The sequence below is a fragment of the Pseudomonas sp. genome, assembly GCF_028293835.1.
Taxonomy (GTDB): domain Bacteria; phylum Pseudomonadota; class Gammaproteobacteria; order Pseudomonadales; family Pseudomonadaceae; genus Aquipseudomonas.
On sequence record NZ_JAQGNX010000156.1, the window covers coordinates 17369 to 44268 of the forward strand.

A 26900-nucleotide genomic window follows, 5' to 3' on the forward strand; every position below is an offset into this window, starting at 1 on the left:
GAAATGCAGGCTTACGTGACGGCGGCCCCTTCGCTGTCGTCCCGATTATTGCTGTATAAAAAATCGACCAAAAACGTAAGCACCGCCATAAGGTGCACTTCTGACATACCCACCCCGTGAGTACGCTATGGAACCCGGAAACGCCCAGCTATCGATGACCGTATTGATGACCCCGGACATGGCCAATTTCTCTGGCAACGTCCATGGTGGCACGCTACTCAAGTACCTCGATGAAGTTGCCTACGCCTGCGCCAGCCGTTACGCCGGGCGCTACGTGGTGACTCTGTCGGTGGACCAGGTGATTTTTCGTGAGCCGATCCACGTTGGCGAACTGGTGACCTTCCTTGCGTCGGTCAACTACACCGGCAATACCTCGATGGAAGTCGGGATCAAGGTCGTTACTGAAAACATCCGTGAGCGTTCAGTTCGCCACACCAACAGCTGTTTCTTCACCATGGTGGCGGTGGACGATCAGCGTAAACCCGCTGCCGTGCCGCCGCTTGAGCCACAAACCAGCGAAGACAAGCGTCGCTTCGTTCAGGCCAAGCAACGGCGTCAATTGCGCCAGGAACTTGAGAAGCGTTACCAGGAAATCAAGGAAGAGGCGCCTTAAGGCCGGTCGCTAAACGGAACATTGACCAGAAAGACTGACGAAAATTAAGTCGAGCGGTATGGCTGAAAATCGTCGGACCCGGTTAAGCTGGACGTTCTTTGGTGGAGCACATTTTCATGCTGACGCTGGGTAATTTTTTCGTCTTGATGGTGCTGGCATCGGGTGCCGCGTGGCTGTGGCATTCCCATGGCTTACGCGAGCGGGCCTTGGCGCGGGTCAAGCAACACTGCGCGAAACTCGACATCGAATTGTTGGACGGTAACGTGGCGTTGCGCCGCCTTGGGTTTGTACGCGACGCAAACGGCCGAAAACGCCTGGCGCGGATTTATAACTTTGAATTTACCGTGACCGGCGAGCAGCGGCACCCGGGCACAATTACGATGTTCGGCGCGCATACCGCTCAGATCGAGTTGGCGCCCTACCCGTTTGAAATAAAAACGCCGCCGCCGACCAGCGACAATGTGATCGAAATGAGTCAATGGCGCGAAAATCACATCAAGCGCAAGTTGTAGAGCAGTGTGCATAAGTAGACCGGGCTGTGCATAACCCGTCTAGATCAGGCATGCAGCCAGCTCAACTTGCAGCCTTGCCTCATCCTGGGGTCCGCTGAAAATCAATTCCAGCCGCGAATCCCGGCGCCATTCACTGTTTTGCCAATGAATCGCAGCGCCCTCCAGCGCATTGCCTGACAACCAACCCGCATTGCTGTGGATAACCAGCTTGGCCCGCCGCCATGCTTGGCTACCGAGCCATTGCTGCACGCGCATCAATTCAAATTGCTGGCTTGGGTGCCAACGCCATCCAATGCTCCATCCTTCAGCCTGACCTTGGCTCAAACAAATCGGCTGACGCGGATCGGTCCAAATTGCCGGTAACTGCGCCAGACTTTTGGGTGGATTGAAGTTATCCACAGCCGCGTTTGCCTGTGTATTGACGCCTGGCAATTCAACCAGCGGCAACACGCCTTGTTCGGTCCAGAACAGCCGCCGATTGGGCAACTTCTCGGCGAGTGCGTCGCGTATAGCTGGGCTCAGGCTTTCAGACTTGTTCATGACCAACAAACCTGCATCGTCCAACGCCGCGCGCTGGCTGTTGGGCAATGGCTGACCGGCGGCAAGCGCTGCCGCATCCAATACCATGACGCTCGGCTGAACCGCTAATACCCCCTCCCACGGCGGCTCACGCAGTTGTTCCATCAACTGCGCCGGATGCCCCAGCCCAGACGGCTCGATGAACAATCGGTCTGGCCGTGCTTTTTTTAATAACCGGCCAAGGCCGACCTGAAACGGTGCGCCGTTGACACAGCACAGGCAACCGCCTGCGACCTCGCCAAGTGCGATACCATCCTTGGCCGTGGTCAATAACGCGGCATCCAGGCCGATCTGACCAAACTCATTGATCAAAATGGCCCAGCGCTCGCCAGCCGGTTTTTGCCCCAACAGTTGTTTGATTAAAGTGGTTTTGCCCGCGCCCAATGGGCCGGCAATGACATGGGTCGGGATGTTCTGCAACATAATGGCCGGCTTCTTGAGAGTGAAAGGTACGGGATAAACGATGCGCGTAATCTGGCTGGCAGCACTGCTGTTAATGTTTTCAAGCGGCGCCCGGGCAGAAGCTTGCGTGGTACATACCCGGGCTGAACGGCTTGATGTCAAAGTCTGCCAAGAAAACCGCAACATTCCGACCAAGCTGTTTCACGATGGGTTCTGCCAGCCGCAATTTGCCGGGCAAAAAGTCGATGTCACCTTTGTCGAGCAATGCCCCACAGGCGCATTCGGCGTCTGCGACAACGCCCAAGTCGCCAATATGCCCTATCACCAAAACATTCACTATTACGGCGTTGCCACCGATGCCCATTACCTCAAGCCCTTTTGCGAAGGCCAGAGCCAGGGTAAATGGCTAACGCCGTAAGCGGACCTGTAGCGATCCGCCTCAGGCCGCCTGCTCTTCGTGCCATGGACCAAACGGGTCAGTAAACAAACGCCATTGTTCGGCGCCCAGGGCCATTTCTTCATCGGTCAGCAGGCAGCTGTCCAGCTCGTCGTGTAGCCGAGCAAAATTAATGTGCTGCCCAATGAACACTAACTCTTGGCGGCAATCGCCGGTTGTTTCGACCCAATTGGCCATGATCGCCGCCGCGCTTTCCGGCTCCTGTGGCCAGTGTTGCCTGGGTACAAACCGCCACCAACGTCCAGCGAAGCCATGCCGCATCAGCCCGCCTGCTTGCGACCAGCTTCCAGCGTCCTGATGCTTGCTCGCCAGCCAAAAGAAGCCTTTGGAGCGCAGCAATTTGCCGTTGATCCATTCACGGTCGATGAAGTCGTAAAAGCGCTGGGGGTGAAACGGCCGACGTGCCCGGTAGGCCGTCGAGGCGATGCCATATTCCTCGGTTTCCGGCACGTGCTCACCGCGTAATTCCTTAAGCCAGCCCGGTGCCAGCGAAGCCCGTTCAAAATCGAAACGGCCGGTATTAAGTATGTTTTTCAGCGGTATTTCGCCCATGACCATGGGAATAATTTCTGCCTGGACGTTGAGCCGTTGCAAAATCGCGATTAACTCTCGGCGTTCGCTGGAGCTGATCAAGTCGATCTTGCTGATCAAAATAACGTCGGCAAATTCCACCTGCTCAATCAGCAAATCGGTAATTGAGCGCTCATCGTCCTCACCCAGGGTCTCACCACGGATCGCCAAGCTTTCGGCGGCCTGATAGTCGAGCAAGAAGTTCATGCCATCTACTACCGTGACCATGGTATCCAGACGCGCCAAGTCAGCCAGGCTTTTGCCTTGCTCATCGCGAAAGGTAAAGGTTTCAGCCACCGGCAGCGGTTCGGAGATGCCGGCGGACTCGATCAGCAGGTAATCAAAACGGCCCTCTTGCGCCAGCCGACTGACCTCTTCAAGCAAATCTTCGCGTAAGGTGCAGCAGATGCAGCCATTGCTCATTTCGATGAGTTTTTCGTCGGCACGGTTCAAGCTGACATCCCGTTGAACCTCGCTGCCGTCGATGTTGATTTCGCTCATGTCGTTGACGATCACCGCGACTTTCAAACTGTCGCGGTTGCGCAGGACGTAATTGAGCAGGGTGCTTTTACCTGCGCCAAGAAATCCGGACAGCACGGTAACGGGTAGACGGTTGGGCATCAGGTAGTCCTCATCGGGCGCAGGGCATCAAACAGCAATTGGCCGACGGATGTTATAGTATAACAATACAAAATAGCCAACCTGTCTGACAAAGGTCGCTTCAATGAATTACGTTTCGAAAGGTTTTATGGGGCTGGCGCTGCTGATGACCGTGCAGGCACAAGCGACCCCGACGCAGATGCAGGCACAGACCACTCGCTGCACCCAGAGCGCAAACGTGTTGGCGTGTAGCGATGCACTGGGCAATCGTTACAGCGTGGCGACGGCGGGCTCGACGTCCTACGTGCGTGGCTTTGAAGTCGAGGGCGATCGACTCTGGGCACAAACCAGTAGCCGATACGGCATGCTGACGTTTTTCAGCGGACTGGCGTCCAACGGCGAAACCTGGATTGGCTACAGCCAACGCGTCGGCTGGACAACCATCACCCGAGTGTCCAGCTCTGACGGCAAGCGCAACACATTCACCTGCAACCGCATGGGCGGCTGCCACTAACGGCGAAACTCACACCTGGCCTTGCTTGTGCTCTTGCGCCCAGGCCATGTAGGAATCAACCGGCGGGTTGTGTTTGAAATAGCGCTGCAGGCCCTCAAACAAGCCATCGGCCACCGCCTGCTGGTGACGTGCAGTCACCAGTCGCTGGCTGTCCTGCACATTCGAGATAAAGCCGGTCTCCACCAAAATCGACGGCACGTCCGGCGACTTGAGCACCGCAAAACCCGCCTGTTCGACGCGCTTCTGGTGCAGCGAAGTTATGCCGGACAAGCTTCCTAGCACGGTGTTACCCAACTGCAGGCTGGCTGCAATTGTGGCGTTCATCGACATATCGAGAATCACCCCGGCCAACATCGGATCCTTGTCTTTCAGATTAAGCAGGCTGGTGGCTCCAATCAGGTCGGCGCCGTTTTCGCGCTGGGCCATGAAGCGCGCCGTAGCCGACGTGGCACCGCCTTCTGAAAGCGCATACACCGAGGCACCGGATGCTGTGAGGCGCGGCGCAGCGTCGGCATGTACGGAAATGAACATGTCGGCGTTCATCTTGTGTGCAATCTCCACGCGCTTGCGCAACGGTACGAAGAAATCGTCATTGCGCACCAGGCGCACATCAAATCCTTTCTCACGCTTGAGGCGCTTGGCCAACAGTTGAGCAATGGACAACACCACGTCTTTCTCGCGCTGGCCTTTCGAACCAATGGCACCGGGGTCTTTACCGCCATGGCCGGGATCGACTACCACCATGATGTCGCGCTTGGGATGAGCGTTGTCTCGCAACGGCGACGGCTTTTCCGGTGGCGCCAAGGCGCCCACTGCGGCTATTTGCACGGACGCCTGCGCAGCGTTGCCTAAATCGACCACCAGTCGATGACCTTGCGAGCCTTCAGGGCCTAACAGAAAACTGTTGAGCTGAACCGGGTTGTTAAGGTCCAGCACGATGCGCGTGTCGCCTTGACCAAAATGCCCGGAGCGAATCGATTTGATGGGGGTATTGGCCAAGGCTAACTGACTGAAATTGCCCGTCAATTGCGCACCGCTGAGGTCGATGATCAACCGTTCAGGCGCGCTTAACATGAAGGTTTTGTACTGCACTGGGCCGCTTAAATCGAACACCAAGCGTAGTTTGTCGTCTGTTCGCCATAAGCGCACAGCGCGAATTTGAGCAGCAGATGCACCCAACGGTAATGCCAAGGCCGCACTGGCCAATAGAAGGTTGAGCAACATTTGACGTCTGTGCATGGGTGTTCCAAGAATGGGGAGAGCATCCAGGCTCAACAAGGCTTCGCTGGACTAATAGTTACAATATAACATGTCTATTTACTTCAAAGACGGGCCTTTTATGAACGCGCTGACATTGCCGTGCCTTTGCCGAGAAGCTCAGCCCGGCGCTTTTTTGTCGACTACCGGAACAGCTTTTGGAGTCCCGCAGGGAATTGTCAAATAGTGCATTTTTGCGTATTGAAGCTGAACTGTTGCTGAAGCGGTCCGCATTAGTTAGGGCGCTGACCGAATGGAAATCATATCCTTGGAAATGTCTGGGCGTATTGAATGGGTGTGTTCCACGTGGAACTAAGCTTCGACACCAGTTATTCGTCCGCTTCCTTGTTCCGCAGCACCCCTAGGCAGCTCATCCAGCAGGTGTTCGCCCCGGACGGTCGTGGCCAAGAAGCCGCTGGCAAAGAATGCCGATTAATTTAAATGAGGTTTCACCCGATGCGCGTCGCCTTACTCCTGTCCAGTTTGTTGCTGTTGCCGTTATCGTTGTCCGCAGCTGAGAAACTGAAAGTTGTCGCCAGCTTCAGCATTCTGGCCGATATGGCTCATCAAATCGGTGGGGAACACGTTCAAGTCGTCAGTCTGGTTGGCCCTGATCAAGCCGCTCAGGGTTTTAAGCCAACCGCCGAAGACGCGAAAAAACTGGCGCAAGCAAATGTGATTATCCAGAATGGCCTGGGGTATGAGCCATGGATGGAGAGATTGATTGCGCGCAGTGGAACCAGGACGCCGGTGATCACGGTCAGCAACGGCGTGACGCCGCGTACGTGGGATATAGACGGTAAAACCGTCCTCGATCCACACGCCTGGCAAAGCGTTGCGGATGCGGAGCTCTACGTGAACAACATCGTCACGGCCTTGAGCGCTGCGGACCCAACCCATGAAAATGCATATATTTCCGGCGGAAAAGCCTATACCAAGCAACTTCACTCGTTGATTGCTGACGCCCACGCAAAAATTGGCTTGATACCGTCAGGTACGTTACCGCCAGGCAGCCGACGCTTCGTGATATCTCATAACGCGTTTGGCTATCTCAGTCGCTCTTATCAAATTGAGTTTTTGACGGCACAAGGCGCTCCAGCAGAGGCAGTACCGACTGCCGAACAGGTCGACTCGCTGCTCGCGAAAATTCATGAAGGCAAGGCCAAAGCGGTGCTGCTGGACAACACCCAAGCTCCGGATCAACTTCGGAAAATCGCTGACAAAAGCGGCCTGCCAGTGAAGGGCACGTTGTATTTGGACGCCCTGTCAGCCAACGGCCAGGCAAGTACATTTGTCGGAATGTACCAGGCCAATATCAACACACTGCGCGATGCGTTGAGTCAGCCTTAACGGAGATCGAGCATCAAGTCCGCGGTTTAACGGCCCCGCATTGCTGGCCTAGCCACACCGCGCGGGTGTCCATGCTGCCGTTTTGCTGGACCCCAGTCGCATTGAACGTCCCGACAACCGATGTGCTGAATTCACGATCACTCTGGAATTGCGCAACGCCGGTGCCTTGCGCTTTAGGGCAGCTAAAGCGGAACTTCCAGGTCTTGCCATTGCGGTCGGTGATCTGTTGATTACAGCCAGACTTGGGGTCCGTCAGTGGAATATTGTCTGACTTGACCTGATCCTGTGTCAGGCAAACCCGCACGCCTTTCCCTGTCAAAGTCACGCCCTGTTTCTGCATGGCCTGTTCCATCATGGCTTGCTGATCAGGCGCCAGGCTTTTCAATTGATTCAGCATTAACTGCAAGTCAGGCAAAGGCTGACCGTCCACCTGCATGTTGCTGGTGGTCAGCTCCCACAATCCCGGCTGCAGCATCTGCGCTTGAGCCAAAGGCGCGCCGAGGCAAAACAGCAAAGGCAAAAAACGTTTGTTCATGTGCATATCCCTGTGTGAAACGGCCGGTCGTGCGCCAGCCTGACGATGAGTCTTAGACGATGCAAGCACCGACCAGTTTCAACCTGAATAAAATAGCGACAATTAACAGCGGCTGTGGTCTGTTAGAGACTTAAAGAACCCGGAGTAGAGCTACGCATGGATTTTCATATACCGTCTTTTGTCGGCTACTTGATCGGCTTCACTCATCTGGTTGGACTCATCGCTGCCATTCACGCACTGCTTACGGTACGCACCGCTCAAGGCGCCATCGCCTGGGCCATGCCGCTGATCTTCATTCCGTACGTCACCCTTATCCCCTACCTGGTCTTCGGTCGCAGCACGTTTGATGGCTATATCATGGCCCGGCGCCAGGCAAACCGGGAGATGCGCACGGCCATCGGCACGCTGAACTGGCGACCGTGGATAGAAGAAGCCGTTACAGCCCGCCGCTCTGATGCGTACGCATCGTTACGGGCCATGCCACGCTTGGGCCGCATGCCGTGTCTGGCGAATAACGAAGTAGCGTTATTGATCAACGGAGAAGCGACCTTCGCCGCTATTTTTGAGGCTATTCGCGGCGCCAAACAAGCGGTACTGATCCAGTTTTTTATCATCCACGACGACGACCTCGGTCGACGCCTGCAATCGCTGCTATTGGAAAAGGCCGCCGAAGGCGTGGCGATTTATGTGCTTTATGACCGCGTTGGCAGCCACGCGCTGCCCGCCAGCTACAGCGAAACCTTGCGTAACGGCGGCGTGCAGATAAAAGCATTTGCCACCCGTAGCGGCTGGCTGAATCGCTTTCAGATCAATTTCCGCAACCACCGCAAGATCGTGGTGGTAGATGGCATACAGGGTTTTGTCGGCGGGCATAACGTCGGCGATGAATATCTGGGTAAACAACCGCCGCTGGCGCCATGGCGCGACACCCATGTATCGATTATTGGGCCGGTAGTGGCGTGCTTGCAGGAGTCGTTTGCCGAAGACTGGTTCTGGGCCACCCGCGAGTTACCACCGCTGATCCTGCCTGAGAGCTACCCCGAAGACGGCGTACTCTGCCAATTACTGGCCAGCGGTCCGGCGGACGCGCAAGAAACCTGTTCGCTGTTTTTCGTTGAAGCCATACACGCGGCGCAAGAACGAGTCTGGATCACCAGTCCTTATTTCATTCCTGACGAAGCTGTATTTGCAGCCTTGCGTCTGGCGGTCTTGCGCGGCGTTGACGTACGGATTTTACTGCCGTCGCGGCCGGACCATTACGTGGTTTATGCCGCCTCAAGCCTGTTCGCTTTCGAAGCGGTGCGCGCCGGGGTACGAATTTTCCGTTATGAGCCAGGATTTCTGCATCAAAAGGTGGTGCTGGTGGACAGCGAAATCAGCGCCATTGGCAGCGCCAATATGGACAATCGTTCGTTCAGGCTCAATTTTGAATTGATGTTATTGACCGTTGACCGCGACTTCGCCAGCCAGGTTGAAAGCATGCTTAATGATGACTTCGCTCTGGCCCGGGAAATAGCGCTGGAGGAAGGCAAGGAAACCCACCGCCTGCAGAAACTCGGCATGCGGGTTGCGCGCCTGGTATCACCCATTCTATGAACCAACCGTAGGCAAATTCGTCACCGTATGTAAGGCGCTTCCTATTTGCTAATACCCTTGCCAAACAGCGCGGGAGGTCTTCTATGCTGGGTTAGTTTCTTTCGAATCAAACCCAGAGAAGACAGGAAGCCATCGATGAAAATGACCGCTTTAGGGCTGTTGTTCAGCGCCAGCGTGTTGAGCGAAGCTGCAGCAGAGGCTACGCCGCAACCCGCGATAACGACTGGCTTCGGCAAGCCAACGTTCATCCATCGCTTGTACTACAAAAAAATGTATAGCGAAAAACCCTTTGAACAGGCTGTGTTGTATTACTACGACAATGGCCTGTACAAAATTATTTCGCCGGGAGAAGAACATTACGGCGTCTACGTCACAGAGGGCGAGGTGTCTGATGACACCTATTCAATCAGTTATATATCGCTGCCCTCATCTGACTGGGGAGGCAATGTCGCCCGCCACGATTTGATTTTTCAGCGTGATTCTCTGACCTTCGAACAAAAAGCCCTCGCCTACGTGGATAAAAACATCCCCTTGCAGTACGGGACTTTCGTGCTCGAAACCAACACCGTCACCAATCCACTCACCGAAAAATGGAACTAACCGTCAGCGATAGATATCTTCCCGGGTCAACGGCAAGCCGTGGCTACCATCGGCATACGGTTTGACCGCCAGGATCTGGTGCAGATTGATCCAGCCACGTGCGAAGGCATACGCACAGCCGGCCAGGTACAGGCGCCATATACGCAGCGTCTGTTCCGGGACCATTTGCGCAGCTTCGTCGAGTCTCGCCTCCAGGCGCTGGCTCCAGTGTTCCAGCGTGCGTGCGTAATGCAGCCGCAAGCTTTCCACGTCGACAATCTCCAGGCCCGCCTCGCTGATGAACGCGCTGATCATAGAGACGTGTGGCAGTTCACCGTTGGGAAACACGTACCGCTCGATAAAATCGCCCGCGCCCCGCCCAACCGGACGCCCGTCAGTGTATTTGGCGGTGATGCCATGGTTCATGACCAAACCGCCTTCACGCACCGCACCAAACAAGCACTGGGTATACAGCTCCAGATTGGCATGGCCCACATGTTCGAACATGCCGACGCTGACCACTTTGTCGAAACGGCCGTCCTGGGGCAGATCGCGGTAATCCAGCAGCACCAACTCCACCTGATCCTGCAAACCCTCCGCCACGACCCGCTCATGGGCCAGAGCCAATTGCTCTTTGCTCAGGGTAATGCCGAATACTTTTACCCCGTATTCACGGGCAGCAAACCGCGCCAGACCGCCCCATCCGCAGCCGACATCCAATAAATATTCGCCCGGTTGCAACCGTAGCTTGCGGCATAAGTGGTGAAACTTGTCCTGCTGCGCTTGCTCTAGGGTTTCTTCGCCGGTCTTGAAATAGGCGCAGGAATACACCATCTCCCGGTCAAGCCAGAGCTGATAAAACTCATTGGAAAGGTCGTAATGGTAAGAAATCGACGCTGCATCGGTGGCTTTGTCGTGTTCCAGGCGGGCCGATATATAAGGGCCGTCATCATCAAGCAACGCTTGGCTTAACTCATCGCAGACGCGGACGACTTCGCTGATCGAGCCTTCCAGCTCCAATCGACCTTCGACGAAGGCACTACCGAGTAGGTCCAGACTGGGGCGAGTGAATTGCGAGACCAATTGTGGGTCTTTCACCACAATGGTGACGCTGGGCGTCGGGCCAAGATCGAGTTCGTTGCCATCCCACAATTTCAGCCGTAGGGGCAGGTGAAGATTCTGCAAGGCCGTTGGAAGTTGCGCGAGCATTAGTAAACCCTCTTTCCAGAAACTCAGGGAAAAGGGTAGTCCAGAAGCACGGCTGATGCCGAAACCCTCGGCGATTGGCTTGTAGCGTGTGACGATGAAGAAACGTTGGGGTTACAGCCTGTCGCCCAATGTTTCGAGCCAATTTTTGCAGCGTGCGATGGAGCACCCTCAGCAAGAATGACTACTAATTTGTAACAGAGTTCTACAAAGCTCAAGCAAATTTTTATACTTAAGGAACAGGTCTAGCACAAGGTTCTCGGTGAAAGGCCCGAATATTCAGGCCTCTGGCTTACTCTCCAACTTTAGTAGCGGCTCTTGAAAACGCAACAACCGTCCGGCATTTCCGAGCACCAGCAGCGTGCTGAGGTTATGCAGCAATGCGGCAATCATCGCACCCGCAGCCCCGAGAAAACCGAAGGCCGCCATGGCAACAATGGCCAAGGTCCAACCCAAGCCAATGATCACATTGACGTGCAACGTCCGACGGCATTGTCGACTTAACCGCACGCATGTACCCAAACGGCGTAGGTCGCTGCCGATTAAAACGATGTCAGCCGATGCCAGTGCAATGTCTGCACCGCCGGCACCCATGGCGACACCCACCACCCCGGCCTTGAGCGCCAGTGAGTCGTTAATGCCATCACCTACCACCATGGGCCGGAAGCCGCTGCTGATTTCGCCCATTACCCGATTGAGCTTGTCTTCAGGCAACGCCTGGGCCTCGATATCGCTGATGCCCACTTCCAGCGCCAGGCTATCGGCCACGCTTTGTCGATCGCCGGTCAATAGTAATTGACGCCCCAGCCCCAGGTCGCGCAACTCGGCAAGGGCCTGACGGGCTTCGGGCTTCAGGCTATCCGCCAGCAGCAGCCACGCCAGAAACACGCCATCGACTGCCAGCCCGGCAATCGGACCATCATGGTTGGGGACTGGCGAAGTGCTGATGTTCAGCTGCTCAAACAATTCCGGGCGGCCAAGTGCTGCAAGGCCATGTTCGGTTTGAGCGACAACGCCCAAGCCTTGTCGCTCATGGATATCGGTCAGTATCAGCAGTTGATCTTTTTCCACCAACCCGGCCAGCGCACGACTAACCGGGTGGCTGCTGGCCGAACCAAGACTTGCCGCGAGGGGCAGCAGAGAACTTTGCTGAGCCAGCACGGACTGGATCGATTGCAGGCGTAAGGTCCCGTAGGTCAGGGTGCCGGTCTTGTCGACGACCAATGAAGTCAGGTCGGCCAGTTCCTCAAGGAACGCTGAACTGCGAATCAAAATCCCGTGCCGTGCCGCGACCGCGATGCCGGCAATAGCCGTCGCCGGGGCCGAAAGCACCAGTGCGCAAGGACACGCGGCGACCAACACCGCCAACATCGCCTGGGCGTCGTTGGTGATGAACCAGGTCACTGCGGCAATCATCAACACCAGCACCATGTAACTGCCGGCGTAGCGCTCCAGAAGCCGAGTGATCGGCGGTTTGGAGCGCTCGGCGCTTTGCATCAGGGCGATGACCTTACCTAACGTCGATTCGTTGCCAATGCGCGTCACTTCAATGCGCAGCAGCCCGTCGAGGTTGATGGCGCCACCGAAGACTTCGATGCCGACATGCGCCTCCAGCGGCACCGATTCACCGGTTATCGGCGCAGTGTCGAGACTGGCTTGGCCTGAACGCACCACGCCATCGGCGGGCACACGGTCACCGGCCCGCACTTCCACCAAATCGCCGGCCACCAGCACCGAGTTGTCCACCTCGCGCACCGTGCCGTCGGCGTCGATCAATCGTGCGTGGCTGCGTGTCAGTCGGCCCAAGGCCTGAATCGCTTCTTGAGAGCCGATGACGCTGCGCTCTTCCAGTACATGGCCGAAGATCATGATGATGGGCAGCAAGGCCGCAGTCATCAGATCGCCAGTGGCCCAGGCGCCGAGCATGGCCAAGGCGATCAGCTGGTCGGTGATGCCGTGCAGGCTGGGGTAACGCAGGCTGTGCCAACCGGCGCTGACCACTGGCACCGCGACCAGCAAAGAGGCCACGCCCAGCAGCAATTGGCTGACCCCGGTTTGCTCCGGTACAAAAAATCGCCAGGCGAGCCCTAACGCCAACAAGCCCAAGGCAAGCATGGCCAAGGTCAATTGCCGAGCGGCATTGCGTTGCTCGGCATTGCTTAACATGCTGACCGGGACTTCGGTGGACTCGGGCTCAGCCGATGCTGCGTGAGCGTGGACACTCATTTCTCTGCTCCCTGAATAATCAGGTGGGAATCGTCACGGGGATCGACCGTAGTCACGGAACCAGCCTGACCCAGAATTTTTGGCACGCGTTCGCGGTAGATACGCATCAGCAAACCCGGATCGCTTTTATCACGCACCGACTGCGCCAGGCTGGTCACCGTTGCGGTATCGGCCTGGGCTTTGGCAAGGCGCTCGGACGCTTGGGCATGGGCGACCTGCACCGTGCGATCAGCTTGCTGGGTTGCGGTTTGAGTCAACTTTTCCGCTTCAGTGCGTGCATTGGCAACGGCCTGATCTGCAAGTTGACTGGCGGTCAGCACTGCATTGAAGGCGTTTACGGCGGTGGTCGGCAAGCTTGATTGCACATCGACCCGCGCGACTTCAATGCCCAGGCCCACGCCCGTGCCGACCAACTCCGTCAGGCGCTGGTTGATGCCGTGGACCAGATCGCCCCGCAAGCGCTCGCGACGCTCAGCGGACTTGCTGTCAGGGCTGACCATTTCCGGACGTGCCACCAAAATCGTGTCCAGGTCACGGGCGGCGGTGAGGGCCACGGTGCTGCGATTGACCAGACGGTCCAGTGCCGGCAGTACATGTTCGCCTTGCAGTACGAAGGCGTAAGGGTCGGTCACTTTGTAGTACACCGTTACGTCCAGCTGTACGACGCCAGCATCGCCGGTCAGCAAATACCCCGAGCCGGCCAGCGCATCGCTCATGGGCGTGGCGAAGCTTGAAACTCGATCTGCATCCAACGCCTGTTTCGAACGCAGTAAGGTCTCAACATGACGTTCGATCACCCGGTCCGCCGACGGCAGCAATACCACTTGTTCAAACGGCTGCGGCCACGCGGTGAGTAAACCAGCGTTTTGAATACGCTCGAGGGCACCGAGACGCAAAACCACGGCGCGATTCTGCGGGTCAATCTGACGCACATTGGACAACGCCCAGCCGAGGGCTGCGAGCAACGTCACGGCATACAAACCGAGGAACGCCAGGCGGCTTGCCTGCAACCATGGGCTGTTGACTGGAGGCCGTTGAGGGACGACTTCACTCATGGTTGCGATCCGCTTTTGGCGTCCAGCGTCGGCGGTCCATCAACCAACACGCGGAATGGCGCAGCGTCAGTGCGCAGAATCAGTTTGGTCCCTGGGGTGACTACTGTGCCCAGGGTGTCCAGGGAACGCAGCAGGTTATAGAGCTGTGGCGATCCGGCGTAGGCCTTGCCGTAAATCTGAGCGGCTTCGACCCGCGATTGCGCTTCGATATCTGCCGCCTTGACTGTGGCGTCCGCCTCGACGATCCGGGCGTCACGTTCAGCGGCAGAACGAATTTGCGCCGCTTCGCGCTTACCCACAGCCGTCCGTTCCGTGGCGATAGTTTCACGCTCGGCGCGCATACGGTCGACCGTCGCGTTCAACGTGACCGATGGCAAGGTCAGACGCTCGACGCCCACTTGTAAGACGCGAACGCCATAGGTCGAGAGCAATTGCTGTTCGATCTGATGCCGCAATTGGTCTTCGAAATCAGCGATCTTTACCTGACCGGCATCGGTATTGATCAGGCTCGACAGGTCGAAGCTCGCTGCGGTGGTTTCCAGCGCCGAGCCGACAAAGGTTCGAATTTGCCGTGCTGCTTCGTCCGGCTGATTCTGCACCGCACGCATGAAACGTTGCACATTGTCCGGATCATCCTGCACCTGCCAAGCGACATAGGCCTGCACGATAATTCGCAGGCCATCGCGGGTACCGACGTCTTGCAGACCGCTAGAAGTGGTGCGCAATCGCAGGTCAACCGGGATCGTTGCCTCGAACGGTGCCGGCCAGCGCCAGCTCAAGCCGGGATCGAGCAACACCCGCGATGGATTGCCGAAACGGGTAATGACCGTCGCTTCGCCCGAGCGCACTTGCACCAGGCTTGCCGCCGCAGCGGCAAAAAGAATCAGCAGCAGCGCCCATGCCGTCCGGCGCCAAGGGAAAGCGGCTGGCGTCGATGTATCGCCATGCTGATGACCGTGGTGATGCCCGGCATGGCCGTGATCGTGGCCCGCGTGGTCATGATGATCGTGGGAATGAAACAGACTCAAGGGACGACTCCTTAATGGACGGCTTTACTCGGCGCCGTTGGGTCTGCCGGTAACGTGAAAGTACGCAAATCGATGGTCGGTGCAGCATCGCCGCCGAGCCGATGATCGAGAATCAACAGCTTGGCGTGGGTCAACCCCTGGCTCAGTTGCGTCAAGTATTGCTCGAGCAAAAACGCCTTGCCGGCCTGGTCATACGCCTTGCGCTCGGCACTGAAGCGCAGATCTGCGCCTTGGGCCGTCGCCAATACTTCACGGGCACCTGCCGAAGCGTTATCGGTTACCACGCTGGCGTTCAGTTCGGCGAGGTTAGACTGTTCGCTGGCGGCGCCGCGCTCCCGAGAGATCAATGCCTGGGCACCAATCTGCGCCGCCTGCACCGCGTGATAAGCGTTGGCTGCCCCCGCAGGCGGGTGAATCGACTCGACGACGGTGGCGAGGATTTCTACCCCGCTGTCGAGTTTCTTCAGATCGGCCTGCACGGCGTTACCGATGTCGGCTGACAGCGCTGCTCGTTGTTCACCGAGCAACTCATCAAGGGTTCGAGAGGCAAAATCGTGCACCAGGATTCGGCTCGCGGTGCTGCGGATCAGCGTCGGGATGTCGGCAGTATTATAAGTCGCCGCCATTGCAGCCTGATCAGTCAAGCCAATGCGATAGACGAACCGCACGTCCATATTAACGATCTGAAAGCTCTGCTTTTGCGCAGAAGGCTTGTCGCCTGCGCTACTGGCGATCACTTGAGATTTGTCGTTGATATGGGTGGCATCCCATAGACGATTGGCGCTAAGCGGCGCCGGACCTTCAGCGGGTTCGAGAACCTGTTCAACCGCGTTGGACTCCGAAACACTGGTGGCGAGCTCGTGCACCACGCCATTTTCCACGGCCAACATACGCCCGAAAGGCCAAGGCAACCCCCCGTGCAAACCGGGACCGTAAACCTGTACCGGCTTGCCGAAGCGCTCGTAGATACCACGGCCCTGCATCGGAATCTCATGCACACCGCTCAGCACCCAACCCAGGCCCAGTACCACCGCCAGCACCGGCAAAAACGCCTTGCGCATGTAGGTAAACGCCCATATTTGACGCAGGTCTATACCGAATCGGTTGTGCAGTTCATTCTGCAACGCCAATAACGGCTGCGGTGGCCAGCGCAGCAGACCGGCCATGAAGCTGCTGGCCAACAGCCGCGGTTCGATTCGTTCGCTACGAGGGCTGAACAGCGACATGATCGCCCGCAGGAGAAATTCCAAGGCCACCAAAACGGGCAACAGCCCGATCAGCACGGCAAGGCGTGCAGGCCAGACGCGATCAGGTGTCGAGAAGAACAGGCACAGCGCGCTGAGCAACAGGCTGGCAATTGCCACCCGGGTCAGTTGCGCGAGCTGCGCGGCTTCCGGCCATTCAGCCGTCAATTCGTGGGTCAGTTGACGCTCCAGCACCAACAACCCGAAGGCCATTAACAGGGCAACGGCCCCAACGATACTGCCCATGGGGCCTAGCGCCGAACCGACGAGGCTGAGGTTCCATGCCCACTTAACGACCAACAGTGATAGCAATGCCCAGCCACCAAGCCAAACAGTCGGCAGCCCGATGTGGGTCAATAGCGATACGCTGCTGCCGCTGACACGACCTAACATTCGGTCATACCAACCGGGCGGTTGATCAGGATCGAGGGGACCGTCTACCGTTAGCGGTTCGATAATCACCGAGCCGTGAGAAACCGCCAGGGCGTGCGCACGCCAGCGGGCTATCCAATACGCGGACTGCATTCCCGCGACCAACACCCACAGCGCGGCAGCGTTGTTCATCAGAACCGCAGACCATAAGCTTGCGGGCGAAAACAGCATCGCAAACATCGCCAGGACCAAGCCCAACAGTCCCAATCCCGCCAGACCGCAGCCCAGCCGAAGCAACCGACGAGTATGAAACGCGGCCCTTTGAAAACGCGGCAAGCCATCAAGCCCAGCGTTTTCGCCATCCAGATCAACCCGCATCGACACTCCAGACCTTACTCATAATGAAGACACCCGTGGGGCATGGCCCAACGAGCGTTATGATATAACAAAGGACGTGAAATTTTTGTTCAGATGTTGCTAAAAATTTCAGCATGGACCTGTATTGATGAAATAGCGGCAGATTTTCTGATTATTAACTTCAATTTCACCGCAGGTGTACCGCAGAATATTTGCCGAAATATTAACCTTCTATCCAAATTTCAGTTTAAGGCTATTACAGATCGAACATGCGTTAGCACTTCAAGCAGGAAGTCTAATGCTTAGGTCTTTTTTTAACGTAACAAGTCCTACAACAAACTCAGAAAACTCCTAGGCGTTGAAATTGTATTTGGTTACAGCACACTATGCGCCGTTACAAATCAGTTTCTAAGTGCCTTGCTGCTACAAGTCCGAATGATTACATTCACCGCCTCTATCCAATATACGGCGCCACCAATATGAATAACCATTTGGATTTCCGCGTACCCGTATGCGCGTCAGAAATGAGTAACACGAGCTGCCTGACCATCAATGAGCCTGGCTCGAGCCTTGGATTGTGCAATCTGCTGGACGTTGTCAGCCACGAAATAAGCCAAGAGGGCGGCAAGCAAATCCATCGCCTTACATTTAAAAGTGGCCAAACGCTATATGTCAAAGCCGATCCTTGCGCAATTACCATCCGGGGTTCTCGCATCAACTTCAATTCCAACAGCAAGTTTCCATCGACCACTTTCCTCAGCGACCCCGCAATACCTGGCAGCGTAGAAAGCTGCGATAAGGTCGGCATCAAATCGCAATAGCTGGCCCAAGACAGAACCGGTGGGGCTAATTTATTCGCGAAGGCCTTTGCCGGGCCGAGGTGACTCAGGCAGACCGAGTGATCTTCTTCGCGAATAAGTGCGCACCGGATCGGTGTATCGCAGCAGGTTATGCATTGTTTGAGAGAGGCTCACCTGCTGGCGACTTGACCAAGCCTCTATCGGCCGATCATATTACGTACATAATTTTATGTGCAGACGGCTGTCCGAACCTTTTTCCAGACCGTCTACGCTTCCCTCCACTGTCGATTCTTTATTCTGGAGTTAACCCATGAGTAACTATGACGTTGTCATCATTGGTGGTGGCCCTGGTGGGTACAACGCCGCCATCCGTGCCGGTCAGCTGGGATTGAAAGTCGCTTGCGTTGAAGGTGGCGTAACCTTGGGCGGCACCTGCCTGAATGTGGGCTGCATGCCCTCCAAAGCGCTGCTGCATGCGTCGGAAATGTACGAAGCCGCGGTCGGATCCGAATTTGCAAATCTGGGTATTGAAGTCAAACCCACCCTTAATCTTGCACAAATGATGAAGCAGAAAGACGAGAGCGTGACGGCCTTAACCAAGGGCATCGAGTTCCTGTTCCGCAAGAACAAGGCTGACTGGATTAAGGGCTGGGGCCGAATCGCCGGGCCGGGAAAAGTGATTGTCACCAACAACGAGGGTGTTGAAACCGAACTTCAGGCCAAAGACATCATTATCGCCACAGGATCGGAGCCCATGCCGCTGCCGGGTGTCGAAATCGATAACAAGCGCATCCTTGACTCCACGGGGGCCTTGTCACTGCCCGAAGTGCCTAAGCACCTGGTAGTGATTGGCGCCGGGGTCATCGGCCTGGAACTGGGTTCGGTCTGGCGTCGGCTGGGCAGCCAAGTGACGGTGGTGGAATACCTCGACCGAATTTGCCCCGGTGCCGATTTGGAAGCAGGTAAAACCTTGCAGCGCTCCCTGGCCAAACAAGGCATCACTTTCAAGCTTGGCTGCAAAGTCGTGCAGGCCACGTCTTCGGGCACTGGCGTGCAGCTTAGTGTCGAGCCCGCCGCGGGCGGTGAAGCCGAATTGATCGAAGCTGATTACGTACTGGTCAGTATCGGTCGTCGGCCTTTCACCAAAGGGCTAGGGTTGGAGAGTGTCGGCCTGGCGACCGATAATCGCGGCATGCTGGAAAACAAACAGCATCGCACCTCAGCCGCAGGCATATGGGTGATCGGTGATGTTACCTCCGGGCCGATGTTGGCGCATAAAGCGGAAGACGAAGCAATCGCTTGCCTCGAGCAAATCGTTGGCAAGGCCAGCGAGGTCAATTACAACCTGATCCCCAGCGTGATCTACACCCGCCCGGAGCTGGCGAGCGTCGGTCAGACCGAAGAGCAATTAAAGAGCGCAGGACGGGCCTACAAGGTCGGGAAATTCCCGTTTAGCGCCAACAGCCGCGCCAGGATCAACCATGAAACCGAAGGCTTCGCCAAAGTACTGGCCGACGAACGCACCGATGAAATCCTGGGGGTTCACTTGGTTGGCCCGAGCGTCAGCGAAATGATTGGCGAATATTGCGTTGCGATGGAGTTCTCGGCATCGGCCGAAGACATAGCGATGACCTGCCATCCCCACCCGACTCGCTCCGAAGCGTTGCGCCAAGCGGCGATGAACGTCGCGGGCATGGCCATGCAAGCCTGACCCTGCAGCCACACCGCAGAGGCCAAATAGCGGTTTTCCCCACAGCCCACTGTCATTTTTTTTACGCCCCGTAGCGAACGGGTCATCAACTTTGTTATCTAGTGGTGGGTAGTTGTATGCGCCTGGGGCTTGATCGGGCGCATTCCCCACGCTCATGTGCAGGGCAGCACGGTATTAATTTTGAGGCTTCACCGTTATGAATCGCAGGAATCTACTGAAAGCATCGTTAGCGCTCGCGGCCTACACTGGCTTGCCCGCATCCGGACTATTCGCAACTCGGGCTTTCGCAGCCACGGCTGATGGCGACGTCGAGCATTTCGATTTTACAGGCCTGCAAGCCAACGCCAAACAACTGGCCAGTACGCCCTTCGTTGATACCAATGAACAGCTGCCGCCAACGCTGGCGAATTTAGAGCCGCTAAAATTCAACGCCATTCAGTACGACCCGGCCCATTCACTGTGGGGCGACAATAAGGGTCAACTGGACGTGCAGTTTTTCCATGTCGGTATGGGCTTTAAACAACCTATCCGTATGTACAGCGTCGACCCACAGAGCGGTCAGTCGCGCGAAGTGCACTTCCGGCCCGATCTGTATAACTATGACAAAAGCGGCGTAGATAAATCCCAGCTCAAAGGCGACTTGGGCTTCGCCGGGTTCAAGTTGTTTAAAGCACCGGAAATCGCCACTCACGACATCCTGTCCTTTCTGGGCGCCAGCTACTTCCGGGCCGTCGACAGTTCCGGGCAATACGGCCTCTCTGCACGGGGCCTGGCGATCGACACCTATGCCAAGGGCCGGGAAGAGTTTCCCAATTTCACCAAGTTCTGGTTTGAAGCGCCGACCAAAGACAACACGCGCTTCGTCGTGTATGCCTTGCTCGATTCTCCCAGCGCGACCGGCGCGTACCGTTTCGATATCGACTGTCAGGCCAATCAAGTGGTCATGGCCATCGACGCCCACATCAATGCCCGCAAAGACATTGAGCAACTGGGCATATCGACCATGACCAGCATGTTCAGCTGCGGCACTTACGAGCGGCGTATGTGTGACACCATTCACCCGGAGATTCACGACTCCGACCGTTTGGCCATGTGGCGCGGTAATGGTGAGTGGATCTGTCGCCCGCTGAATAACCCGGCCAAGCTGCAATTCAACGCCTTCGCTGACAAAGATCCCAAGGGGTTTGGTCTGGTCCAGACCGACCATGATTTTTCCAGCTATCAGGACACGGTCGATTGGTATAACCAGCGCCCGAGCTTGTGGGTCGAGCCCACCACGCCGTGGGGCGAAGGTTCGGTCAACCTGCTGGAGCTGTCCACTACCGGCGAGACCCTGGATAACATCGTTGCGTTCTGGACACCCAAAGCGCCGGTCACTGCGGGCACTTCACTGAACTTTGGCTACAAACTGTACTGGAGTGCACAACCCCCGGTTGGAACGCCGCTGGCCCGCGTGCACGCTACTCGCTCAGGCATGGGCGGGTTTCTCGAGGGCTGGGCGCCAGGCGAACATTACCCGGAAGTCTGGGCTCGTCGCTTTGCCGTAGATTTCACTGGTGGGGGCCTCGATCGGCTACCAGACGGCACCGTTATCGAACCGGTGGTGACTGTCTCTGGCGGCACGGTGAAAGATTTCAACGTATTGGTGATTTCAGACATCAAAGGCTGTCGCGTAACTTTTGACTGGTACCCCAACAGCGACTCGGTCGACCCCGTAGAACTGCGTCTGTTCATTCGCACCCAGGACAGAACATTGAGTGAAACCTGGCTGTTCCAGTACTTCCCGCCAGCACCCGAAAAACGCCGTTATAGCTGAAAACTACTGCGGTTATTTGATCGGCTGACGCCTCAAACGTCAGCCGATTTTACATATGTGTAACGTCCACGAGTCATAGGTTGAATGCATTAGCAGCCCAAAGATGTACAAATAATTCGCGTCAATTTTATGTCTGTCGTTAACTATCAACCACTTAAGACGAGCGAATTGGTCCGCTCGGGCATCAGCGCTAAAAAATTGACGATTTAATTTGACAGCGCCTTCAAGTGACGTTGATATATCCATATCGACTCCTCCAAAGCACCTCGTTTAATGCGCTCGCAGATTCCCTCGACTCTACGACGTGCGGTAGCTATGCCTACGCTTCGTTGGTCAGCGCCGCCTACTTCCTTACTGATAGTTCTTACTTCCTACGCCTGAGAGGCTGCAAACATAATGTCCAAATCCGCTCTCAGTTCGACTGAACGGCCGTCGATCCTGACGTTTAATAAATCGACCTTAATCGTGTGGGTAGCAATCAGCGTGATCGTCAGCGAGACCTTCGCCGGCGCCTTACGCTACTACTTCGATCAAGTGGGGGTTTCGCCGCTGTTGTACCTGCCAAAATTCGCCTGCTTGCTGTTCTTTACCCTGGAGCTGCTCCGGTACAAGGCGACTCGTATTCTCTGGATGAGCTTGCTGCTGCTCATGCTCTCAATCGCTCTGGCCATGCTGCACGGCGCCAGTGTGACCAACGTTGCGTTTAGTCTGTATAACTTCAGCCCACTGTTGTTCGGCGCGGTGTGCAGCGAACACATTCTGTATCGCAAACAGCTGTTAGGTCGGGTCATCGTTGTGTGCATGGCCGCTTCCGTGATGGGATTGTTGCTGGACAAATTCACCACCGTTCCCTGGAAAGGCTACAGCTACATGCTGGGGAACACTGAGCTGGCGGGCAACACCGCCTGGGCCGCTGACGAATTCGACCGGCTCGCCGGCTTTACCCGCGTTTCCAACGCGCTGTCTACTTTGCTTGCGGTCTACAGCCTGTACATGGCGATGTTTACCCGCTCACGAGTCATGATTTGCATCATTGCCGCCGTGGGTTTCTGCACCATTGTGCTAACCACCAGTAAAGCACCGGCCGCCGCCTTTGCCATCACACTCGGCGTCATGGCGCTCTCGCGTCTGCGCTGGACCAGTTCCTCGGTGTTCGTTGTAATCGTTGCGATTGGGTTGTTGCTGCCCATCATTGGCGTGTCGTTCGACTTCGACCCCGCCAAGATCACCAGCGGCGAGTCCTCGCTGATGTCGCTCTACGACCGCTTGATCAATACTTGGCCGAACGTTGCGCAGTTCCTGTATCACCAGGGCTGGAGCCTGACGGGGGCCGGTGTGGGCATGTTCGGCAGCAGCCAAATCATGTTCCCCGTCCCAGGTGCAGCGATATTGTCCGGCTCGGACAGCAGCGTCATGTACCTATGGGGAACGTTCGGCATCATCGGAATCGGACTGTACATCCTGCAAATTCCTATGTTTTTCATATTGCGCGACCGTCCCTCGCGCATGGATAACGCGTTGCTCGCTATTAGCGTGTTCATCTGTGTGACCAGTTGGACCACCGACATGTTCGAAATCACTCTCTCGAACCTGTTAATGGGCATCGCCATCGGGCGAGCGCTTGCAGGCTCCCCCAGCGCCGCCGCAGTGACGACAAAAGCCCAGGGATTGGGTGAACTTTCTGTACTGCCCGAACTGCGGTGAGACTATGCATATGCCTTCGAAAATCCGCATTTCTGCCTGTGCTTTGTCGCTCTCTCTGGCTTTGTGCTGTACCGCGTCCCACGCTGAGGATGTTTTTATCGTCGGGATCGCCACACACTTGATGAACTACGAAACATCACCGGCCAAAGCCCTGCAGATGGTTTCTGACGCTGGCATTACCGCCGTCAAAGACGACGCGTATTGGTCCACGGCAGAATGGGCCGCTAATCAACTACGCATCGTGGCGCCATGGCGCACTTTTCTGAACACCACTAAAGACAAGAAACTGACCACACTGACAATTCTCGACTACAGCACCCAATTCCACGGCAACCTCAAACCCCGGACGCCAGAGGTCAAGACGGCTTATCTTAAATACGTCGACTACGTGACCCGCCAGTTACCCGGCAAAACCGACTACTGGGAAATCTGGAATGAGTGGGACTTGGAAGGGCCCAAAGACCCCAAGCTGTCCGCCGACTACGCCACGTTGGTCAAAGAAGCGGTGCCGTTGATTCGTAAAAACGATCCGAAGGCGAAAATTCTCGCGGGCTCCGTCACCCCTGAAGGCATGAACTTCGGTTTTGCCGATCGCTTGATCGACGCCGGCATACTGGACCACATCGACGGCCTGTCGGTTCACCCCTATGTGCATTGCGCCGGCAGGGGTCAAAACACCCCCGAAGCCTGGGCCAAATGGGTCCGTGATTACGTCCGACACGTAAACGAAAAAGCCGGTAAGGAGATTCCGATTTACCTGACGGAAGTCAGCTGGCCCAGCCACACCGGCAACTGTGGCAACACGCCGGAAACTGTCGCTTCCTACATCGCGCGGACGTTTTTCCTGGCCCGGACCATCCCGAGCCTAAGAGGCATGTGGTGGTACGACCTGGTCAACGATGGCCAAGACAAGACCGATCAAGAACACAACTTCGGCCTGCTCTACCCGAACCTGGACCCTAAACCTGGCTATGACGTGCTCAAAGCCGTCAGCCCGTTCGTTCGTGATTACACCTATGACCCCGGCCCCAGCACCCTGGCCAACGACGTTTACCTGCTTTATTTCAATAAAGGCTCGGAACACGTGGTTGTCGGCTGGGCTGACGGGCGCTCCCAAGACAAACAAGTGGTCGGCAACGCCCAGCTCTCAGGCAGGTTGCAACTCATCGACACGGCACACCCGACGAAAGGACAGATCAACACCGATACGTCGTGGACCTGCAGCGCCGGGCAATGTGCAGCGACCGTGACCCTCACCGGCTTTCCCAAAATCATCAGCCTGAACGCCCCAAACGAGATGGTTAAACGCTGAGTATTTGCCGCCTCTGGATAGAATCGCCATGGACTTTCGAAAAGACATCAACGGACTACGCGCGATTGCGGTTATCGCCGTCGTCCTGTTCCACTTCAACCCGGCATGGCTGCCCGGTGGTTACGCGGGCGTCGATATATTCTTCGTGATCTCCGGCTACCTGATCACGGGGATTATTTTCCGAGGCCTGCAAAAAAACAGCTTCAGCCTGATCGCTTTTTACAAATCCCGAGCAAAACGGATCATCCCGGCGTTGGCGGTCATGTGCTGCGCGCTGTTGGTCTTCGGCTGGTTCTACCTGCTGCCACTGGAATACAGCGAGCTGGGCAAACACGTCGCCAGCAGCCTGGGGTTCTTTTCCAACTTCGTGTACTGGTCCGAAGCGGGTTACTTTACCGCTGGCGCCCACGAGAAGTGGTTGCTACACACGTGGTCACTCTCGGTGGAGTGGCAGTTTTATATGATCTACCCGATTGTCTTGCTGCTACTCAGCCGAATGATTTCATTGCACCTGCTGCGCTGGATTGTTTTGGCCGGGAGCGTTGTCGGTTTCCTCGCCTGCGTGTACGTGTCGTTCAACTGGCCAGAACCTGCGTTCTACTTGCTGCCTGCCCGCGCCTGGGAATTACTGGCCGGCGGCATCGCCTGCCTGTTCCCGATCAAGCTCAAAAGCCTGCCCCAACGCGCGCTTGAAGCCTTGGGTATTGGCTTGATGCTGGTGAGCTTTTTCATCCTGTCCGAAAAAGACGTCTGGCCGGGTTACCTGGCGCTGTTGCCTGTCATGGGAACACTGTTGGTGATCGTCTCGGCGCGGCAAGATTCGGTCATGACCAACAACCCTTTCTCACAATGGACCGGCAAACTGTCCTATTCGCTATACCTCTGGCACTGGCCAGTGGTGGTGTTCATGAGCTACGCCGGGTACCTGAGCGACACTCGCAGCGCCATGATGGGAATTGCCGCTTCATTCGCCTTGGGTTTCGCCTCGTTCTCGCTGATCGAGAGCACCTCCAAGGTAAAACGCGAACGCCCCTGGAAGTTCGCCACTGTCAGCAGCCTGATTGTATTGGTGTTTGCCGCTGGCGCCGCCGTCAGAGCAACCCAGGGCGCCGTTACGCCACTGCGCGCCATCAGCATCTCCGATAAAGCACGTTTCGTTCAGGACTACGCCGACCGGCAAAACAACCTGTACGAAACCTACTGGCTCAAGTGCGATGCGTTTTCCGCCTTCACCCAGCGCGGGCAGAAAGCGATCGACCCGTCCTGCACGGCAAAACACGGCGAAGGCGGCGTCTTCCTGTGGGGCGATTCCCACGCCCAGGCACTGTCCCTGGGCTTAAGAACATTGCTGCCCAAAGACACGCCGTTCTACCAAGTCACCTCGGCCGCCTGCAAACCCAGCCTGACCGACGAAGGGGGCCTGCAAATCCCTCCGCGCATCGCCTGCAACTACTCCAACAGAACCGCGCTGGAAAGCATCCAGGCCGACAAACCAGACGTTGTGGTCATCGCGCAAAAAGACGAGCACGACAAAACCCACTGGGACCAAATCGCCGCACGGCTCAAAAGCTACGGCGTCAAACACGTCGTACTCATGGGCCCGCTGCCACAATGGAGCCCCTCCCTGCCCAGCGTCATCGCCAACCGCCACTGGGGCGCCAACGACTCCCACATCACCGACGCTGCCCTCGACCGCAGCGTCATGATCTCCGACCGCGCCACCCAAAGCTCAATCGACCACAACGCCGTGGATTTCGTGTCGTTGATCGACAAACTATGCGTCGAGGATTCTTGCCTGGTGAGGCTGCAAGGGGATAACACGCTGCTGCAGATCGACTCGGGGCATTTGAGTGAAAAAGGGTCGATATACATCGTCAAGAATTTTGTGATGCCGGAGATTGAAAAGTTGAATTGAGGGGGTTTGCACGTCCTACTTACGACCAAATGTAGGAGCGGGCTTGCTCGGAGACGAGTAATTCGCAGCAGCTAACCCTCGCCGATAAAGCGGAATCTGCAAATTGGTAAAAATATAGATAATTCTGATGTTTGATAAAAGCGAAGCCCGCCAGATTGATGATCTGTGCGGGCTTTTTTTTGTTTTAAATCTGCGCCTCCGTCACCTGCTACGCCACTGCCCAACAACTTAATAGTCCAAGTTTCAAGTCACGTTGAGTGCTGGCAGATGTGAGTCCGACACTAAGGGCTAATATCAACTAATAAACTCTAAAAACGATGTAATAATATTTGACCTATACATTAAAACCCAATGCTTCCGCGTCTGAAGTCTTTGTATTGCGCACCTTTAGGAAACGCCCTCCCCTATTAGGTAACAAATCCTACATACAGCATGGTTCCGTCTGCGCAACCCTATCCACCACTGAATTTTAAGTTTACAAAACAGGGTTGCCCATGCCGATTTTAAACAATCAGAACAGATTCACCCTGACCGTCGCTCACCTGAAAAGGGATTACAACCCGCAGGTTTTTCAGTTCTCCGGACAGGAA

21 protein-coding genes are annotated in these 26900 nt (G+C 56.3%); 12 read left to right on the top strand and 9 right to left on the bottom strand.

Going from position 1 to position 26900, the window contains the following annotated elements; genetic code table 11:
- The first annotated feature begins 127 nt into the window (after positions 1-127).
- Together JWR17_RS21040 and JWR17_RS21045 are read left to right on the top strand one after the other, a co-directional pair.
- Positions 128-613 (top strand): acyl-CoA thioesterase, encoded by a 486-nt coding sequence (locus tag JWR17_RS21040; RefSeq protein ID WP_297836764.1) that lies wholly within the window; start codon positions 128-130, stop codon positions 611-613.
- Between the two features lie 116 nt (positions 614-729).
- Positions 730-1125: a DUF3301 domain-containing protein gene (locus tag JWR17_RS21045; protein WP_299834455.1), complete on the top strand. Its 396-nt coding sequence runs from the start codon at positions 730-732 to the stop codon at positions 1123-1125.
- A 39-nt stretch (positions 1126-1164) separates the two neighbouring features.
- Here JWR17_RS21045 and JWR17_RS21050 read toward each other — a convergent pair whose 3' ends face one another.
- Positions 1165-2127: a GTP-binding protein gene (locus JWR17_RS21050; RefSeq protein WP_299834456.1), complete on the bottom strand. Its 963-nt coding sequence runs from the start codon at positions 2125-2127 to the stop codon at positions 1165-1167.
- A 40-nt stretch (positions 2128-2167) separates the two neighbouring features.
- Here JWR17_RS21050 and JWR17_RS21055 point away from each other — a divergent pair, with 40 nt between their 5' ends.
- Positions 2168-2524: an NADH:ubiquinone oxidoreductase gene (locus JWR17_RS21055; protein ID WP_299834458.1), complete on the top strand. Its 357-nt coding sequence runs from the start codon at positions 2168-2170 to the stop codon at positions 2522-2524.
- Between the two features lie 21 nt (positions 2525-2545).
- Here JWR17_RS21055 and zigA read toward each other — a convergent pair whose 3' ends face one another.
- Positions 2546-3754, bottom strand: a complete 1209-nt coding sequence (gene zigA / locus JWR17_RS21060; RefSeq protein ID WP_299834459.1) for a zinc metallochaperone GTPase ZigA — start codon at positions 3752-3754, stop codon at positions 2546-2548.
- A 145-nt stretch (positions 3755-3899) separates the two neighbouring features.
- Here zigA and JWR17_RS21065 point away from each other — a divergent pair, with 145 nt between their 5' ends.
- A complete protein-coding gene (locus JWR17_RS21065; RefSeq protein ID WP_299834490.1) occupies positions 3900-4247 on the top strand; it encodes a glutamine synthetase in 348 nt (115 codons plus the stop codon).
- A 9-nt stretch (positions 4248-4256) separates the two neighbouring features.
- Here JWR17_RS21065 and JWR17_RS21070 read toward each other — a convergent pair whose 3' ends face one another.
- Positions 4257-5486 carry an N-acetylmuramoyl-L-alanine amidase gene (locus tag JWR17_RS21070; RefSeq protein ID WP_299834461.1) on the bottom strand — a complete coding sequence of 410 codons (1230 nt, stop codon included), beginning with the start codon at positions 5484-5486 and terminating at the stop codon, positions 4257-4259.
- Positions 5487-5960: 474 nt separating this feature from the next.
- Between JWR17_RS21070 and JWR17_RS21075 the strand changes: the two genes are divergently transcribed.
- A complete protein-coding gene (locus JWR17_RS21075; protein WP_299834463.1) occupies positions 5961-6854 on the top strand; it encodes a zinc ABC transporter substrate-binding protein in 894 nt (297 codons plus the stop codon).
- 13 nt (positions 6855-6867) lie between these two features.
- On the opposite strand, the gene JWR17_RS21080 is transcribed toward JWR17_RS21075, so the two are convergent.
- Positions 6868-7389: a DUF3617 domain-containing protein gene (locus tag JWR17_RS21080; protein WP_299834465.1), complete on the bottom strand. Its 522-nt coding sequence runs from the start codon at positions 7387-7389 to the stop codon at positions 6868-6870.
- A 156-nt stretch (positions 7390-7545) separates the two neighbouring features.
- Here JWR17_RS21080 and cls point away from each other — a divergent pair, with 156 nt between their 5' ends.
- Both cls and JWR17_RS21090 read left to right on the top strand, forming a co-directional pair.
- The gene (cls, locus tag JWR17_RS21085) at positions 7546-8985 is read left to right on the top strand and encodes a cardiolipin synthase (RefSeq protein ID WP_299834466.1); all 1440 of its coding nucleotides are present in this window, start codon (positions 7546-7548) and stop codon (positions 8983-8985) included.
- Positions 8986-9120: 135 nt separating this feature from the next.
- Complete coding sequence (locus tag JWR17_RS21090; RefSeq protein WP_299834468.1) at positions 9121-9585, top strand: hypothetical protein; 465 nt, start codon at positions 9121-9123, stop codon at positions 9583-9585.
- A gap of 3 nt (positions 9586-9588) precedes the next feature.
- On the opposite strand, the gene cfaB is transcribed toward JWR17_RS21090, so the two are convergent.
- The 5 genes from cfaB to JWR17_RS21115 form a co-directional block, all read right to left on the bottom strand.
- Positions 9589-10773 carry a C17 cyclopropane fatty acid synthase CfaB gene (gene cfaB / locus JWR17_RS21095; protein ID WP_299834470.1) on the bottom strand — a complete coding sequence of 395 codons (1185 nt, stop codon included), beginning with the start codon at positions 10771-10773 and terminating at the stop codon, positions 9589-9591.
- Between the two features lie 276 nt (positions 10774-11049).
- On the bottom strand, positions 11050-12996 hold the full coding sequence (locus JWR17_RS21100; protein WP_299834472.1) for a heavy metal translocating P-type ATPase: 1947 nt from the start codon (positions 12994-12996) through the stop codon (positions 11050-11052).
- A complete protein-coding gene (locus JWR17_RS21105; protein WP_299834474.1) occupies positions 12993-14051 on the bottom strand; it encodes a protease modulator HflK in 1059 nt (352 codons plus the stop codon). Before JWR17_RS21105 ends, JWR17_RS21100 begins: the two co-directional genes overlap by 4 nt.
- The gene (locus JWR17_RS21110; RefSeq protein WP_299834476.1) at positions 14048-15079 is read right to left on the bottom strand and encodes a protease modulator HflC; all 1032 of its coding nucleotides are present in this window, start codon (positions 15077-15079) and stop codon (positions 14048-14050) included. Before JWR17_RS21110 ends, JWR17_RS21105 begins: the two co-directional genes overlap by 4 nt.
- Before the next feature lie 11 nt (positions 15080-15090).
- Positions 15091-17073: a protease modulator HflK gene (locus JWR17_RS21115; protein ID WP_299834478.1), complete on the bottom strand. Its 1983-nt coding sequence runs from the start codon at positions 17071-17073 to the stop codon at positions 15091-15093.
- A 1089-nt stretch (positions 17074-18162) separates the two neighbouring features.
- Between JWR17_RS21115 and lpdA the strand changes: the two genes are divergently transcribed.
- The 5 genes from lpdA (at position 18163) to JWR17_RS21140 (ending at position 26310) form a co-directional block, all read left to right on the top strand.
- Entirely contained in the window at positions 18163-19563 is a 1401-nt protein-coding gene (gene lpdA / locus JWR17_RS21120) for a dihydrolipoyl dehydrogenase (protein WP_299834480.1), read from the top strand.
- Positions 19564-19759: 196 nt separating this feature from the next.
- On the top strand, positions 19760-21379 hold the full coding sequence (locus JWR17_RS21125; RefSeq protein WP_299834482.1) for a glucan biosynthesis protein D: 1620 nt from the start codon (positions 19760-19762) through the stop codon (positions 21377-21379).
- 393 nt (positions 21380-21772) lie between these two features.
- Positions 21773-23083: a hypothetical protein gene (locus tag JWR17_RS21130; protein ID WP_299834491.1), complete on the top strand. Its 1311-nt coding sequence runs from the start codon at positions 21773-21775 to the stop codon at positions 23081-23083.
- 4 nt (positions 23084-23087) lie between these two features.
- Entirely contained in the window at positions 23088-24395 is a 1308-nt protein-coding gene (locus JWR17_RS21135; RefSeq protein ID WP_299834484.1) for a hypothetical protein, read from the top strand.
- A 28-nt stretch (positions 24396-24423) separates the two neighbouring features.
- Positions 24424-26310, top strand: coding sequence for an acyltransferase family protein (locus tag JWR17_RS21140; RefSeq protein WP_299834486.1), 1887 nt, complete (start codon positions 24424-24426; stop codon positions 26308-26310).
- Positions 26311-26900 lie beyond the last annotated feature (590 nt).

Coding starts and splice junctions, on each gene's coding strand:
- JWR17_RS21040 (WP_297836764.1), top strand. CDS start 128: ATGGAACCCGGAAACGCCCAGCTATCGATGACCGTATTGATGACCCCG.
- JWR17_RS21045 (WP_299834455.1), top strand. CDS start 730: ATGCTGACGCTGGGTAATTTTTTCGTCTTGATGGTGCTGGCATCGGGT.
- JWR17_RS21050 (WP_299834456.1), bottom strand. CDS start 2,127: ATGTTGCAGAACATCCCGACCCATGTCATTGCCGGCCCATTGGGCGCG.
- JWR17_RS21055 (WP_299834458.1), top strand. CDS start 2,168: ATGCGCGTAATCTGGCTGGCAGCACTGCTGTTAATGTTTTCAAGCGGC.
- zigA (WP_299834459.1), bottom strand. CDS start 3,754: ATGCCCAACCGTCTACCCGTTACCGTGCTGTCCGGATTTCTTGGCGCA.
- JWR17_RS21065 (WP_299834490.1), top strand. CDS start 3,900: ATGACCGTGCAGGCACAAGCGACCCCGACGCAGATGCAGGCACAGACC.
- JWR17_RS21070 (WP_299834461.1), bottom strand. CDS start 5,486: ATGCACAGACGTCAAATGTTGCTCAACCTTCTATTGGCCAGTGCGGCC.
- JWR17_RS21075 (WP_299834463.1), top strand. CDS start 5,961: ATGCGCGTCGCCTTACTCCTGTCCAGTTTGTTGCTGTTGCCGTTATCG.
- JWR17_RS21080 (WP_299834465.1), bottom strand. CDS start 7,389: ATGAACAAACGTTTTTTGCCTTTGCTGTTTTGCCTCGGCGCGCCTTTG.
- cls (WP_299834466.1), top strand. CDS start 7,546: ATGGATTTTCATATACCGTCTTTTGTCGGCTACTTGATCGGCTTCACT.
- JWR17_RS21090 (WP_299834468.1), top strand. CDS start 9,121: ATGAAAATGACCGCTTTAGGGCTGTTGTTCAGCGCCAGCGTGTTGAGC.
- cfaB (WP_299834470.1), bottom strand. CDS start 10,773: ATGCTCGCGCAACTTCCAACGGCCTTGCAGAATCTTCACCTGCCCCTA.
- JWR17_RS21100 (WP_299834472.1), bottom strand. CDS start 12,996: ATGAGTGTCCACGCTCACGCAGCATCGGCTGAGCCCGAGTCCACCGAA.
- JWR17_RS21105 (WP_299834474.1), bottom strand. CDS start 14,051: ATGAGTGAAGTCGTCCCTCAACGGCCTCCAGTCAACAGCCCATGGTTG.
- JWR17_RS21115 (WP_299834478.1), bottom strand. CDS start 17,073: ATGCGGGTTGATCTGGATGGCGAAAACGCTGGGCTTGATGGCTTGCCG.
- lpdA (WP_299834480.1), top strand. CDS start 18,163: ATGAGTAACTATGACGTTGTCATCATTGGTGGTGGCCCTGGTGGGTAC.
- JWR17_RS21125 (WP_299834482.1), top strand. CDS start 19,760: ATGAATCGCAGGAATCTACTGAAAGCATCGTTAGCGCTCGCGGCCTAC.
- JWR17_RS21135 (WP_299834484.1), top strand. CDS start 23,088: ATGCATATGCCTTCGAAAATCCGCATTTCTGCCTGTGCTTTGTCGCTC.
- JWR17_RS21140 (WP_299834486.1), top strand. CDS start 24,424: ATGGACTTTCGAAAAGACATCAACGGACTACGCGCGATTGCGGTTATC.